This window comes from Pseudomonas sp. GW822-FHT02D10, assembly GCF_058802345.1.
The window spans coordinates 176,183-189,830 of the sequence record NZ_JBXAOB010000007.1 but is presented as its reverse complement, the minus strand read 5'-3'; the positions used below and the strand labels follow the sequence as shown (position 1 = coordinate 189,830).

Here is a 13,648-nt window from a genome sequence, read left to right as displayed (position 1 = left end):
CTATTTTTTGCCACCCGGCAATGGTGGGGTTCGAGGGGGGATCAATCGTTTCGTCCCCATCGACTCAAACGCCGAAGCCAAGCGAAGCAGCGTCGAATCGTCATAGGCGCGACCGGCAAATGTCAGCCCGACGGGCATGCCGATGTCCGGCATTACGCCCATCGGCACAGTGACCGTGGGAACACCCAGGTGCCGGATGGCGAGATTGCCGTTGGCGACCCATATCCCGTTACTCCACGCGATATCCGCAGACTGCGGATCGACATCGGCATTCGCCGGCCCTACGTCGGCTACTGTCGGGAACAACACTGCGTCGAGCCCCAGTCGATCCATCCAGTCCTCAAGATCGATTCGACGCGTCTGTTCAAGCCCCCGTAGTCCGTCAGGAACCGTGGCGATCTCGTCCCACGGTGTAATGCCGCGCTCGGCCATCCGCACGTACTCGTCCATGCCAGCGGCAAGGTCGCCTTCGCGGTTGGGGAGGGTGCCTGGGTCGTGCGGGAAGATCAGCGGTCCATCCACATCGACCAGACGGTTCAATTTCGGATCGCCGTTGGCCTGCAGAAAGTCATCGAACGCCCAGGCCGTCAGGTCCCACAGCTCATGGTGGAGGAACTCTTTAGACACGATGCTGCGATTGAACACGGTCGGCGCACCGGGACGATCACCCTCGCAATTGGAGACTATCGGGAAATCAACCTCGATCACTTCGGCACCCAAGGCTTCGAGTGCTTTGCGAGCCTCTTCCCAGAGCCCGATCACGGAAGGACGGGTGATGATTCGCTGCCCCGTCGGACCACCGATACCCGGCGTATCAGCCGTGCCGGCTTCGGGATCCGCGTTGATATACATCCGGGGCACGCCGAGGCGCTTACCCGCGAGTGCATCGGAACTGACAGCGAGTGACCCATAGGATGCGGGACGCACCGAGGCGACACTCGGAATCGGCACCCAGGGTTGCATCCGCCACAGATCGCCGCGTGTGTCGGGATCATCCGCCACCACGACGTCGAGCACCTCGAGGAGGTCCGCCATCGTTCTGGCATACGGCACGACAACATCCATCGTCGGCGTCAACGGCCAGTTGCCGCGCACCGAAATCACCCCGCGCGACGGCGTGTAGGCACACAGTCCATTGTTCGAGGCAGGGCCGCGTCCGCTCGACCAGGTTTCTTCAGCGAGGCCGAATGCTGCGAAACTGGCTGCGGTTGCAGTGCCTGCGCCGTTCGATGAGCCTGATGCGAAGGGGGCGGTGAGATAGTCGCCGTTGTACGGGCTCTCCGCACGGCCGTATACCCCGCGCTGCATGCCACCGTTGGCCATGGGCGGCATGTTGGTCTTGCCCAGGCAGATTGCGCCGGCAGCGCGAAGCCGTTCGATGGTGAACGCATCGCGATAAGCAATCAGGTTGGCGAATGCGGGACTGCCGGAAGCGGCGGTCAGCCCCTTCACCAGATAGCTGTCCTTGGCCGTATAGGGAATGCCATCGAGCGGACCCAGCGTCTCGCCCTTGGCCCGGCGGGCATCGGACGCCTGCGCCTCCTTGAGCGCATCGGGGTTTCGAACCACCACCGCGTTGAGGGCGGTGGACGTGTTGGGTCCATCGTAGGCATCGATCCTGGCAAGATAGCTTTGGACAAGCTCAACCGCCGTTGTTTGGCCAGACTCGAGCGCAGCACGCAGTTCGGCAATGGAAACTTCGGTGACCTCGATCATGCTGTTACCGTCGGCTGCTGATGGGTGATGCGGTGAATGTTTTCATCACGCGGGGTCTTGGGCTCAGGGACATCACGTATCTCAAAATGGGTTTTCATATCAGTTCTCGTTGCACTGCATTACGCGACAGGATCTGGGTGTTCCAGCTCCTGCTGGAACGCTCAAAAGCCCCTGAGAGGATTGTGCTTAACCTCGCCATAATAGTAAGCGGCTGTTTTAGAACAAATTTTAGTTTTTTGGTCTTCCCAGTTGAAGCGAAAGTTGATAAATTTCCGCGCACTCTTACAGAGGCCCTTACAGGGCTTGTAGTGAAAGGAAGCAACATCTCGATGTTGCTCGCAAGCTGCAAAATCAGGAAGCGAGTGCCGGGCACTCGTAGCAACAGATACAGGGGCGTCGCCAAGCGGTAAGGCAGCAGGTTTTGATCCTGCCATGCGTTGGTTCGAATCCAGCCGCCCCTGCCATTTTCCTTATGCTCATCCAGGTAGCACTCAGCCGGCAGGTATTGCGCGAGTTCAGGATGATCATCTTTACGGGGAACGCCAACTCCGATCCGGCCCGGCGTTTCTTATGTCAGTTGCATATCCCTCTGGGTGACCTCCATCGAGGCAAGTGGCGATGGGCCGGTGTCGGCCTGTTGCACTGATCCGTATTTTCCTTTGCCATCTGCTTCTGTAACGAATCCAGCCCCCGCATCACAATGACGACTCTGCGACCGTAGACTTGTAATTTTGGAGGCGTAATGTTGAAGATGGCGATTTTCCTGGGGGGATTTCTGATGTTAACCATCGTGATTGGTGCTCTTGCCACAATCTCTCCGATGTAACCAGAAGAAGATGAGTACCCACTGCTTACGTTATCCGCTCCGTGGGGCGATGTCCCCCCAAGCTGTCCGCAACGAGCCAGTGAAACAAGAGGGCATCAGTCTTGCGCCTGCGGAAACGAAAAGCCCGCACAGGGCGGGCTTTGAAAATTAAATAGGTGGCCGGTGCTGGTCTCCGGCTTACAAGGTTTATCAGGACTCTCACAGAACAGTTTTGTGCTCTTCTGCTTCACACGGCATAAGGGCTGGATCTCAGCGCGGAGATCTTTCTAACCGTGTACCCTTCGGAACGCGCCCCACGTTTCCTTGCTATCCTCTTGCGCATCAGTCTGCGTCTTCACCTATAAATTCAGCATAGCAAAAAGTCCGAAGCGCTGGCCGGGCCTTTTAGAACGATTTTATTCAAGGGGACGAGCGGTAGGATGGAAAAATGCTATCGCCAGCCGGACATTTTTGGTGGCGTTCGAGCGTGGCCCCGGCATGATCATTGTGCAGCGCTTGATGGCAGGCCAGAACACCCCACGATGAATGCCTTTTTCGACCCGACGCAGCCTTAACTCGGCCCCTGCGCAAGTTCCGCCACTAGAAAATCAATACAGCCATCAGGCGTTAACTTTTCAGCGAGTAGTGTCGGAGGAGTCCGTGAAGGTCATCCTTGGGTGATACGCATTTTCTCGGCAAGCATTCGTAGCTGACATCGAATCGTCATCTATCCATCGCAGGAACGCCATGTTTCCTGAGTATTTTTCTCGCTAATGAGATCGATCTCAAGCGAGGAACAATGACTGATTTGAAAGCGGTTGCACGGCTGGCAGGTGTTTCGCGGGCGACCGCGGCGCGGACCTTTGCCTCCCCTGAAGTGGTGCGTCCTGCCACCCGAGAGCAAGTATTCGCCGCCGCCCGCCAGCTGGGATTTCGACCCAATCGTCTGGGTCGCCAGTTACGTCTGCAAACCACCAACCTGATCGGAGTGGTGGTGCCCAATCTGCTCAACCCGGTGTTCGCCGAGCAATTCCAGGCGATGGAACGCGCTGCGCGCTTACGCGGTTACAACCTGTTGCTGGCAACCACTGACTACAGCAGCGAGCGCGAAAGCGCGGTGGTCGAGGAGCTGTTACGTCAGCGCGTCGATGGTCTGGTCCTGACGGTTACCGATGCTGAAAGCAACCGAGTCCTGCAAAGCCTTGCCAGCGAAGACACGCCTTTTGTACTGGCCTATCACCAGCCCGGTAATCCTGACTACAGCGCCGTGTCCGTGGATAACCGCGCAGGCATGGCGCTCGCCACCCGTTATCTACTGGAAGCAGGGCATCGGCGGATTGGCATGGTCGCGGGTCCCGCCTTGCAGTCCGACCGTGCTCGTCTGCGTTACGCCGGTTATTGCGAGGCGATGCGTGAGTTCGGCCTCGACAGCCTGCCGGTGATCGAAATGCCCGCGCATACCCAGGCTGATTTCGCCGCCATCGAATCGTTGTTACAAGGCTCGCAAGCGCCCAGTGCGTTGGTCTGCTCTAACGATTTACTGGCGATCAGTTTGATTGCCGAGCTGCGGCGCAACGGCTGGAGTGTGCCTCGGCAGCTCTCGGTCATGGGCTTTGACGGTATCGCCCTCGGCACCCAGATGCACCCGACGCTGTGCAGCGTCGTTCAACCCATCGTGGCGCTGGCCAGCACCGTGATCGATCAACTGCTGGCGCAGATCGCTGGCGCGGCACCGGTTTCCCATTGCCTGCCTTGCCATATTCGGCCGGGCGAAAGTACTCAACCCTACAAGGAGACGCTTGATGATCCGCTTCAGTAAAACCCTGGCGGCGTTGCTGCTATGCGGCGTGGCCAGCCTGGCCCAGGCTGCGGAAACGGCGATTTGCTACAACTGCCCGCCGGAATGGGCGGACTGGGGCACGCAGCTCAAGGCTATTGCCGATACCACCGGCGTGCAGATCCCGATGGACAACAAGAACTCTGGCCAGTCACTGGCGCAACTGGTGGCCGAACAGGCCGCACCCGTGGCTGACGTGGTGTATTACGGCGTGACCTTCGGTTTGCAAGCGCACAAAGCCGGCGTGGTTGGCACGTATAAGCCCAAGGGTTGGGAGCAGATTCCGGCCGGTCTGAAAGACCCGGAAGGTCACTGGTTTGCGATTCACTCCGGCACCCTGGGCATCATGGTCAACGTCGATGCGCTGGGCGGCCTGCCGGTTCCACAAAGCTGGGCCGACCTGCTCAAACCCGAATACAAAGGAATGGTCGGTTATCTTGATCCGTCCAGCGCTTTTGTCGGTTACGTCTCTGCGGTGGCTATCAATCAGGCCATGGGCGGCAGCCTGGATAACTTCGCTCCAGCTATCGATTACTTCCAGAAACTGGCGAAAAACTCACCCATCGTGCCCAAGCAGACGGCTTATGCCCGGGTGCTGTCCGGTGAGTTGCCGATCCTGGTCGATTACGACTTCAACGCTTATCGCGCTCGCTACAAGGATAAGGCCAATGTCGCGTTTGTGATTCCCAAGGAAGGCAGCATCAGCGTGCCTTACGTGATGAGCATTGTCGGCAATGCACCCCATCGCGCCAACGCCGAGAAAGTGTTGGATTTTGTCTTGTCTGACCAAGGCCAGGCGTTGTGGGCCAAGGCGTACTTGCGGCCAGTGCGGGCGATGAAGATGCCTGCCGACGTCGCCGCGCAATTTCTGCCGGACAGTGATTATGCCCGAGCGGGTGTCGTCAATTACGAACAGATGGCGGCGGTGCAGGAAGCCTTCTCCGCGCGTTATCTGAATGAGGTCAAGTAAGTGACGGCCTCGGTGGTAAACGCTCAGAGCGCGAGGTCCGGTCGCAGTGCGTTGCCGCGCTTGCGACCGACTGCCGCCTGGGCATTGGCTCCGGCAGCGGCGGTGTTGCTGGCGTTCTGGTTGTTGCCGCTGGCGCACCTGATCGTACTCGGTGGGCAAGGTCGCGATGGCGGCGACAGCGGCTATTGGCAGGTGCTGAGCAGCGCTCAGTATCTGGGCAGTCTGGCGCAGACCTGCATTCTGGCCGTGGTCGTGACCCTCGCGGCCTTGTTGGTGGGCGGCATCAGCGGTGTGTTTCTCGCCCGCCAGCGCTTCTTCGGCCGCTCGGCACTGGTCGCCTTGTTGACCTTCCCGCTGGCGTTCCCCGGCGTGGTAGTCGGCTTTCTGGTGATTCTGCTGGCTGGCCGCCAAGGGTTGTTCGCCACCCTTGGCCTCGAACTGGCAGGTGAGCGCTGGATTTTCGCCTACTCGCTCACGGGCCTGTTCATTGGCTACCTGTACTTCTCGATCCCGCGGGTGATCCTCACGGTGATGGCCGCCTGCGAAAGCCTGGATCGCAGCCTGGAAGAAGCTGCGCACTCATTGGGTGCCGGTCATTGGCGAGTGGTGTGCGATGTCATCGTGCCGGGTCTGGCGCCGGCATTGGTGTCCTGCGCGGCGATCTGCTTTGCGACGTCCATGGGCGCGTTCGGCACGGCCTTCACCCTGGGCACCCGGCTGAACGTTACCCCGGTGGCGATCTATAACGTGTTCACCAACTACGCCAACTTCGCCGTGGCCGCTGCGCTGTCGGTGGTGCTGGGGGCGGTGACCTGGTCCGTGCTGTTGCTGACCCGGCGACTGGTCAAACAATCGAGGACAGTCTTGTGAAACGCTCAACGCTGTTTGTCGGGCAGCTGGTTTTTACCTTGCTGGTCTGCACCTTCATGTTGGTGCCGGTGCTGATGTCGCTGCTGGCCGGGCTGACGCGCAATTATTTCCAGGGACTATCCAGTGGCCTGACCTTCGACTGGCTGGTGCAAGTCTGGCAGGCCTACTCACCGACTGTCTGGCTCTCCCTGCAACTGGCCGTAGCCTGTGCGCTGTGTGTTTGCGTGATTGGCGTACCGGCGGCTTACGCCCTGGTGCGGATGAACAATCGCTTCAGCCGCGCGTTCGAGGAACTGATGGTGCTGCCGGTGGCCATGCCCGGTCTGGCAAGCGCCTTGGCGTTGTTGCTGACCTATGGCCAGTTCGGCGGGTTTCGCAGCAGCTGGGTGTTCATTCTGGTCGGCCATGTGTTGTTCACCCTGCCGTTTCTGGTGCGGCCGGTGATGGCGGTGATGCAGCGCCAGCATCTGCCGGTCCTGGAGGAAGCGGCGGCCAGCCTTGGCGCCGGGCCGATCCGGCGTTTCTTCAGCGTGGTGGTGCCCAACTGCCGGGCGGGGATTCTCGCCGGGGTATTGATGGTCGTTACCCTGTCGCTGGGTGAGTTCAACCTGACCTGGATGCTCCACACACCGATGACCAAGACATTGCCGGTGGGCCTGGCCGACAGCTATGCCTCGGCCAGGCTGGAAGTCGCCAGCGCCTACACCCTCATATTCCTGTTGATGATCGTGCCGCTGCTCATTGCGTTGCAGGCCATCAGCGCCCGTCTTTCCCGTGGAGAGAGTCGATGACCGGAACCACCATTCGCCTGCAGGGGTGCCGTAAGGCATTCGCTGACGGCACCGTCGCTGTGCATGACCTGGACCTGACCATAGAGGCGGGGGAAACCCTGGCGATCCTCGGCCCGTCCGGCTGCGGTAAAACCACGACCTTGCGCCTGATCGCCGGTCTGGAGCGCCCGGATGTGGGGCAGATATTTTTTGGCGACAACGATGTCACGCGCCTGCCCATCGAGCGCCGCGACGTGGGCATGGTGTTCCAGAACTATGCGTTGTTTCCGAACCTGGATGTGGCCGGCAACATCGTTTACGGCCTGAAGATTCGCGGCATGTCGCCCGCCGAACGCAACAAGCGTTGCACGGAGCTGCTGGAACTGGTCGGCCTGCATGGCCATGGCAAGCGCAGCATTCACGAGTTGTCTGGCGGTCAGCGCCAGCGGGTCGCCCTGGCCCGCGCCCTGGCACCCCGGCCTAGGGTGTTGCTGCTCGACGAACCCTTGGCGGCGCTGGACGCGCAGTTGCGTGAACGCTTGCGCAGCGAGCTGGATCAGTTGTTGCGGGGGTTGGGTATCACCGCCGTGTTCGTCACCCACGACCAGGGCGAAGCCATGGCGCTGGGGAATCGCATTTTGGTGATGGAGCAGGGCCGCGTCGCGCAATTGGCCAGCCCGCGGGAAATCTATCAGCAGCCGGCCAACGCTTTCGTCGCCAGTTTTGTTGGCAACCTCAATGCTTTTTCGGTGATCGAGCGCACGACCCATGGCTTGAAAGTCAGCGGTGGTGAATTGCCGTGGCATGGCGCCAATTTACCCGCCACGGTGTATTGCCGCCCTGAACACCTGCGGGTGATGGACTGCCAGGGTCATCTACGCGGACGTCTTGTCGGTCAGTTTTTCCAGGGTGCGCAAAGTCGTCTGTTGGTGGATGTCGGCGCCGGCCAGCCGTTGTTGGTGGACAGCACCGATGGCGTCATTCACGCGCCCGGCGCCCTGGTTGCCTTGGCCATCGAGCCACAAGTGCTGTTCACCCTCCATCCGTGATGCTGTTGTTTTCAGAGATAGTAATTTGAACCGTCCGTTTCTCGTTGCGCAGATCAGCGATCTGCATCTCAAAGCCGGTCAGAAACTGACCTACGGCGTCGTCGATACCCTCGGTGCATTGCGTCGCGCTGTCGATCATCTGAACGCCAGCCATCCGCGCCCGGATATTGTGGTTATCAGCGGTGACCTGGTGGACTTCGGTCGCCCTGACGAATATGCCGTGCTGCACCCTGAGCTCGCGCGCCTGCACATGCCTTGCTACCTGGTGCCAGGTAACCACGACAACCGCGAGCATTTACTGGCTGCGTTTACCGATCACGCCTACTTGCCAGCGTCGGCCAGCGCACCCTTGGATTGGGTGGTGGAGGAACATCCGCTGCGCCTGATTGGTTTGGACTCGACCATTCCCGGTGCTCACGGTGGCCGGTTGCTGGAGAGCCAGTTGCTCTGGCTCGATGAGCAGCTGGCACGTCGTCCCCAGACACCAACGCTACTGGTTCTGCATCATCCGCCGTTTATCAGCGGTATCGGCCACATGGATCGTGAGCCCTTTATCAATGCGTCGGCGCTGGAGCAGGTCATCGCCCGTCACCCGCAGGTGGAGCGTTTGTTGTGCGGGCATTTGCATCGCCCGATGCAGCGGCGTTTCGGTGGCAGCCTGAGTTGTGTGTGCCCCGGTACTTCCCATCAGATCGTGCTGGATCTACAGGAAGCCGCTGCGGCGCATTTCAATCTGGAGCCGCCTGGGTATCTCTTGCATCGCTGGCAGGCGCAACAGGGCTTGATCACCCATAACGCGGTGTTCGGTGAATATCCGGGGCCGTATCCGTTTTATGACGCTCATGGATTGATCGACTGATCACACAGGGACTTTCAAGGCGCTTTTCTGCCGGGGTTCTTCGGAGGTCGTAACGACTATTTCTTTCTGTGTGTTGGTGAAGTTTTTCTCGATGATTGTTTAGCGCACTGGCCATTTCGCTGATTGGCCGGATGCTTTCTGCTGTCTTTTCAATGTGCCCGGAACATAGGTTCTGCGCCGGAGTTCGTCCTGATGAAAGCCACGTTTCAAGTATTAAGTTTTTTGACCGGCGGCCTGAGTATGGCCATGAGTCCGTTGGCGTCTGCTGATTTCATTAACGACAGCAAAGCCAACTTGAACTTGCGCAACTTCTACTTCAACAACGATAACCGTAGCGGTGCCGCCGCTCCTTCGAAGACTGAAGAGTGGGGCCAGGCCTTCATGCTCAATTATCAATCCGGGTTTACCGACGGCACCGTGGGCTTCGGCCTGGACGCTATCGGCCTGCTTGGCCTGAAGCTCGACAGCGGCGCGGGCCGTCATGTTGGCGGCTCGATGTTTCCCAGCGACGGCGACAAAGCCGTGGACCAATGGGGTCGTGTCGGTGCAACGGCGAAGATGCGTTTCTCCAGGACCGAACTGCGTTACGGCACCTTGCAACCGAAGTTGCCGATTCTGGTGTCCAATGATGGTCGCCTGTTGCCGCAAACCTTCGAGGGCGGGCAAGTCACCAGCAATGAAATCGACAACCTGACCTTTACCGCCGGCCAACTTGAACATGCCACCGGGCGTGCCTCCAGTGATCGCAGCGGTCTGGCGGTTGCGGGTGGCACCCAGGAAAGCAATAAATTCACCTTCGCCGGTGGTGATTACAAACTGACCAAAGACCTGACCGTTCAGTATTACTACGCCAATCTCGAGGACTACTACCAGCAGCACTTTGCCGGTTTGCTGCATGTATTGCCGTTGGGTGAATACGGTTCGTTGAAAACCGACCTGCGTTATTTCAAAACCATGTCCGATGGCAAGAACAGCAGTGCGGCCGGTCGCGCCAGTGGTTATAAGTTCGGCGGTTACACCAAAGACGGTAGCGGTGAAATCGACAACGATACCTGGAGCGCGGCGTTCATTTATTCATTGGGCGGCCATGCGATGACTGCGGGCTATCAAAGTGTTTCCAAAAACAGCAACTTTGCGCAGCTCAATCAGGGTGGCCTGGTGGATAAAGGCGAAGCGGGCGCCAGTCTTTATCTGTACACCGACCGCACCATTCAGACGTTCATCCAGGCGGGTGAGCGCACTGCATTCGCCCAATATGCCTACGACTTCGCAGCGCTTGGCGTTCCAGGCTTGAAGGCATCGGTGATGTACCTCAAGGGCGACAATATCCAGACCGCGAGCGGCAAGGACGCTGGCGAATGGGAGCGTGATATCTCCCTGGACTATGTGATCCAGAGCGGTACGTTGAAGAACGTGGGTTTTGGCTGGCGTAACGCGATGTCCCGAAGCGATATCGCCCGCGACCAGGACCAGAATCGCCTGATTGTGAGCTATACCATTCCATTGATGTAAGGCACCCATTCGCCATGTTGCTGTCGACCACCGGCAAGCCGGTGGTGCGGACAGGCATCCATCTGAGTCGTTAAGGCGACTCATCGCAGCTTTTGCTTCCAGGGCCGGTATTGATCCGGCGAGGGGCTCTCTAAACGATGAACTGCTAAAGGCCGCCGACGAGCTGGAGCGCACGGGGCTCATAAGCAGCGCGGAATAGCATGTGCCGGTTCAACCTCGCAGAGCCGTGAAGAAACCGGGATGAAATCGCACATCGGCGTTGATGCCGAATCGGGTTTAGTCCATAGCCTGGTGGGTACGGCAGCCAATGTGGCGGACGTGACGCAAGTCGATCAACTGCTGCACGGCAAGGAAACTTACGTCTATGGCGATGCTGGTTACACCGGAGTAGAAAAGCGTCCTGAACATGTGGATCGCGAGATGATCTGGTCGATTGCTGCCCGTCCACGCAGTTATAAAAAGCACGGAAAAAAGAGTTTGATTGGTCGTATGCGCCGCAAGATTGAATATGCGAAAGCGCAGGTGCGGGCCAAGGTTGAACATCCATTCCGAGTGATCAAGCGTCAGTTTGGTTATACGAAAGTACGCTTTCGCGGTCTGGCGAAAAATACCGCTCAGCAAACGATTTTGTTCGCTCTGTCGAATCTTTGGATGGTGCGAAAACGGTTAGTGAGTATGGGCGAGCTGCGCCTGTAATGCGGGCTAATCGCCCGGAAAAGGCTCGATTATTGGAAATGACCATGAATTAAGAGCAAAAAAGGTCTGACTATTCGACCGACTTTGATTTTTTGAGCCTCAGGCAGCGAGGGCGTCAAAAATCGGTGGGTACTTCAGACCTTCCCTAGACCCAGAAATGCACATCCTTACAGACTCCTTGACTCCGTACCTAAGTACGGGGCCTAGAATGATAGATGGGCATTCAGATTTAAGGCGTGAACAGGATGCAACTCACCGGGAAAGGCTCGTTGATCGCGGGTGTACTAGCGGCTATCGGCGCGTCGGTGTGCTGTGTCGGCCCCCTAATATTGCTAGCACTCGGCATCGGCGGAGCATGGGTAGTAAACCTGACAGCCATGGAGCCATATCGGCCCCTGTTTATCGGGCTGACGCTGCTGTTCCTTGGCCTGGCCTTCCGCAAGCTCTATGTGGTGCCACCCGTCTGCGCTCCGGGTACGCTGTGCGCCGATGCTCGAACCATCAAGCGGCAGCGGCTCACGTTCTGGGTTGTCGCCATATTGTTGCTCGGTCTACTCGCCGTACCGTCACTGGCCCCACTGTTCTACTAGTAGGAGTCCGCCATGCGCAAACGACTAATGGCCATGCTTACCGCAGTCCCCTTCGTGGTGCTGGCTGCGACTCCCCAGACGGTCACGCTCGATGTACAGAACATGACGTGTGAGCTGTGCCCGATCACGGTCAAAAAATCGTTGGAAAAAGTCCCCGGAGTGAGCGCGGTCAAGGTCGATTTCGACAACAAGACTGCCACCGTCACCTATGACGCTGACCGGTCCCGGCCCGAAGCACTGACCGGGGCAACCACGAACGCGGGTTATCCCTCGACCGTCCGCAAGTGAGGCTTTAATGGACACCGTCGTTCTTGAGTCCGTGCTGACCTGCCCGCAATGTGGTTTTGCGAAGCTGGAAACCATGCCTACGAACGCTTGCCAGTTTTACTACGAATGCAGCAACTGCAAGACACTATTACGCCCTGACGCGGGCGATTGCTGTGTGTTCTGTTCGTTCGGTTCGGTGAAGTGTCCGCCGATCCAGCAGCAGCGTGGGTGCTGCACGCCAGTGCACTGACCGCATAACCCGCATGCCGAAGTTTTCCCTGAACACCGGCGTAGATGCAAAAAAAAAAGCTGCCTCAGGAGGCAGCAAAAAACGGCACGCGTTGAATAGCCTGAGTATCTCTGTCAGAAGGTTACAAAATGATGACGAATTTATTGGTGCATCGAAGACGGCTCCTTAAGAGAAATCTGCTACAGGTCTGTTTATGCTGATAGGCAAGGGGTGTGATGCGTTGATATCCAGGTTGGCCTGGTGTCTGTTCATTTGAAACGGTTAAGGGGTGTCATCTTGGCGTCATCGAACTAATGGCAAGCTCCTCGCAAACCGTCTTGAGCACACAGCAGGCTTTCGCCTGCTGGTTGATGAATTTGCAAGGAACCCCCCATGCAAGGAGACGCCTCCCTGTTTGCGGCCATTGACCTGGGCTGGAGGGCGTATCACGGCTCAGGCGCTGCTGGAGGCTGAGCGTGTGGCCACTTTACAGTTTGAAAAAGTGGCACGCCGTTATCGCGCGCTGGGTTGGCAGCAGACTATCGGCTCTTCAGGTACTGCACGGATGCTGGCCAAAGTGCTCAAAGCCAACGGATTGAACGACTATGGCCAAGGCGGTATCACCTACGGCAGTCTGTTGCGCCTGTCGTTGCGTCTGCTCGAAGTGGGGCATGTCAAACAACTCAAATTGGCGGGCTTGCAAAGCCATCGCCTGAGCATCCTGCCTGGCGGTCTGGTGGTCATGCTGGCGGCGTTCAAGGTATTTGGCATCCCGCATATGACGCCTTCCGAGCCAGGCTTAAGGTTCGGGGTTCTTCATGGTCTGATGTATAAACACTAATCACGGACTGTAGTGGTCAAACGATTCTGGTCGCTTGTTCTGCAGCAATGGCGGCCTGGACACTGGGGCGTGCTTCGATCCGCTCCATGAACGACGCCAATACCGGCCAGTCCTTGATCTCGATAGTGAAGAACGGCAACCATTTGAGGACGGTGAACAGATACCCATCGGCCAGACCGAAGGTGCCCATCAGGTAGTCCTGTTTCGTGAGCGCCTGGCTCAGGTAGTCGAATCGCTTGAACAGCTTTTGCTTGAAAATAGCCTTGGTGGCCTCTGGAATATCGGCGTTGAACAGCGGGGCACAACCGCTGTGAATCTCTGACGAAATGAAGTTCAGCCATTCCTGCAGGCGAACCCGCTCCCAACTGCCATTGGCCGGCGCCAGTGTATTGCCGGGGACAAGATCGGCCAGATACTGGACGATTGCGGGCCCTTCGGTCAGCACGTTACCGTTATCCAGCACCAGGGCTGCCACGTAACCCTTGGGGTTGATGTCCAGGAAGTTGCGCCCGTCAGCGGTTTGCTTGGTCTTGTTGTTGACCCGAATCAACTCAAAGGCAAGACCTAGTTCGCGCAGCACGATGTGCGGGGACAATGAGCAAGTCATGGGGGCGAAGTACAGTTTCATGCTATCTCC

Annotated in this window: 13 protein-coding genes, 1 tRNA gene and 1 pseudogene; 13 read left to right on the top strand and 2 right to left on the bottom strand. The window is 58.3% G+C overall.

The window, feature by feature from the left end; genetic code table 11:
- Positions 1-1,716, bottom strand: coding sequence for an amidase (locus AC1RPZ_RS14105; RefSeq protein WP_493137648.1), 1,716 nt, complete (start codon positions 1,714-1,716; stop codon positions 1-3).
- Between the two features lie 389 nt (positions 1,717-2,105).
- Here AC1RPZ_RS14105 and AC1RPZ_RS14100 point away from each other — a divergent pair.
- The 13 genes and pseudogenes from AC1RPZ_RS14100 to AC1RPZ_RS14040 all read left to right on the top strand — a co-directional run.
- Positions 2,106-2,180 (top strand) — tRNA-Gln (locus tag AC1RPZ_RS14100).
- A gap of 1,140 nt (positions 2,181-3,320) precedes the next feature.
- Complete coding sequence (locus AC1RPZ_RS14095; RefSeq protein WP_493137647.1) at positions 3,321-4,340, top strand: LacI family DNA-binding transcriptional regulator; 1,020 nt, start codon at positions 3,321-3,323, stop codon at positions 4,338-4,340.
- On the top strand, positions 4,324-5,328 hold the full coding sequence (locus AC1RPZ_RS14090) for an ABC transporter substrate-binding protein (protein WP_493137646.1): 1,005 nt from the start codon (positions 4,324-4,326) through the stop codon (positions 5,326-5,328). The genes AC1RPZ_RS14095 and AC1RPZ_RS14090 overlap by 17 nt, the downstream gene beginning before the upstream one ends.
- A gap of 12 nt (positions 5,329-5,340) precedes the next feature.
- Complete coding sequence (locus AC1RPZ_RS14085; protein WP_493137769.1) at positions 5,341-6,198, top strand: ABC transporter permease; 858 nt, start codon at positions 5,341-5,343, stop codon at positions 6,196-6,198.
- Positions 6,195-6,989: an ABC transporter permease gene (locus AC1RPZ_RS14080; RefSeq protein WP_493137645.1), complete on the top strand. Its 795-nt coding sequence runs from the start codon at positions 6,195-6,197 to the stop codon at positions 6,987-6,989. Before AC1RPZ_RS14085 ends, AC1RPZ_RS14080 begins: the two co-directional genes overlap by 4 nt.
- On the top strand, positions 6,986-8,017 hold the full coding sequence (locus AC1RPZ_RS14075; RefSeq protein WP_493137644.1) for an ABC transporter ATP-binding protein: 1,032 nt from the start codon (positions 6,986-6,988) through the stop codon (positions 8,015-8,017). The genes AC1RPZ_RS14080 and AC1RPZ_RS14075 overlap by 4 nt, the downstream gene beginning before the upstream one ends.
- 25 nt (positions 8,018-8,042) lie before the next feature.
- Positions 8,043-8,876 (top strand): phosphodiesterase, encoded by an 834-nt coding sequence (locus AC1RPZ_RS14070; RefSeq protein ID WP_493137643.1) that lies wholly within the window; start codon positions 8,043-8,045, stop codon positions 8,874-8,876.
- Positions 8,877-9,068: 192 nt separating this feature from the next.
- The gene (locus tag AC1RPZ_RS14065) at positions 9,069-10,388 is read left to right on the top strand and encodes an OprD family porin (RefSeq protein WP_493137642.1); all 1,320 of its coding nucleotides are present in this window, start codon (positions 9,069-9,071) and stop codon (positions 10,386-10,388) included.
- A gap of 195 nt (positions 10,389-10,583) precedes the next feature.
- Positions 10,584-11,084 carry an IS5 family transposase gene (locus tag AC1RPZ_RS14060; protein WP_493137768.1) on the top strand — a complete coding sequence of 167 codons (501 nt, stop codon included), beginning with the start codon at positions 10,584-10,586 and terminating at the stop codon, positions 11,082-11,084.
- 245 nt (positions 11,085-11,329) lie between these two features.
- Entirely contained in the window at positions 11,330-11,674 is a 345-nt protein-coding gene (locus AC1RPZ_RS14055) for a mercuric transporter MerT family protein (protein WP_493137641.1), read from the top strand.
- Between the two features lie 12 nt (positions 11,675-11,686).
- Complete coding sequence (merP, locus tag AC1RPZ_RS14050) at positions 11,687-11,962, top strand: mercury resistance system periplasmic binding protein MerP (RefSeq protein WP_493137640.1); 276 nt, start codon at positions 11,687-11,689, stop codon at positions 11,960-11,962.
- Between the two features lie 7 nt (positions 11,963-11,969).
- The gene (locus AC1RPZ_RS14045) at positions 11,970-12,191 is read left to right on the top strand and encodes a GDCCVxC domain-containing (seleno)protein (RefSeq protein WP_493137639.1); all 222 of its coding nucleotides are present in this window, start codon (positions 11,970-11,972) and stop codon (positions 12,189-12,191) included.
- Between the two features lie 415 nt (positions 12,192-12,606).
- Positions 12,607-13,011 (top strand): annotated as a pseudogene (locus tag AC1RPZ_RS14040) (Ppx/GppA phosphatase family protein); the annotation flags it as partial.
- Positions 13,012-13,027: 16 nt separating this feature from the next.
- Here AC1RPZ_RS14040 and gstA read toward each other — a convergent pair.
- The gene (gstA, locus tag AC1RPZ_RS14035; protein WP_493137638.1) at positions 13,028-13,639 is read right to left on the bottom strand and encodes a glutathione transferase GstA; all 612 of its coding nucleotides are present in this window, start codon (positions 13,637-13,639) and stop codon (positions 13,028-13,030) included.
- Positions 13,640-13,648: the final 9 nt, after the last annotated feature.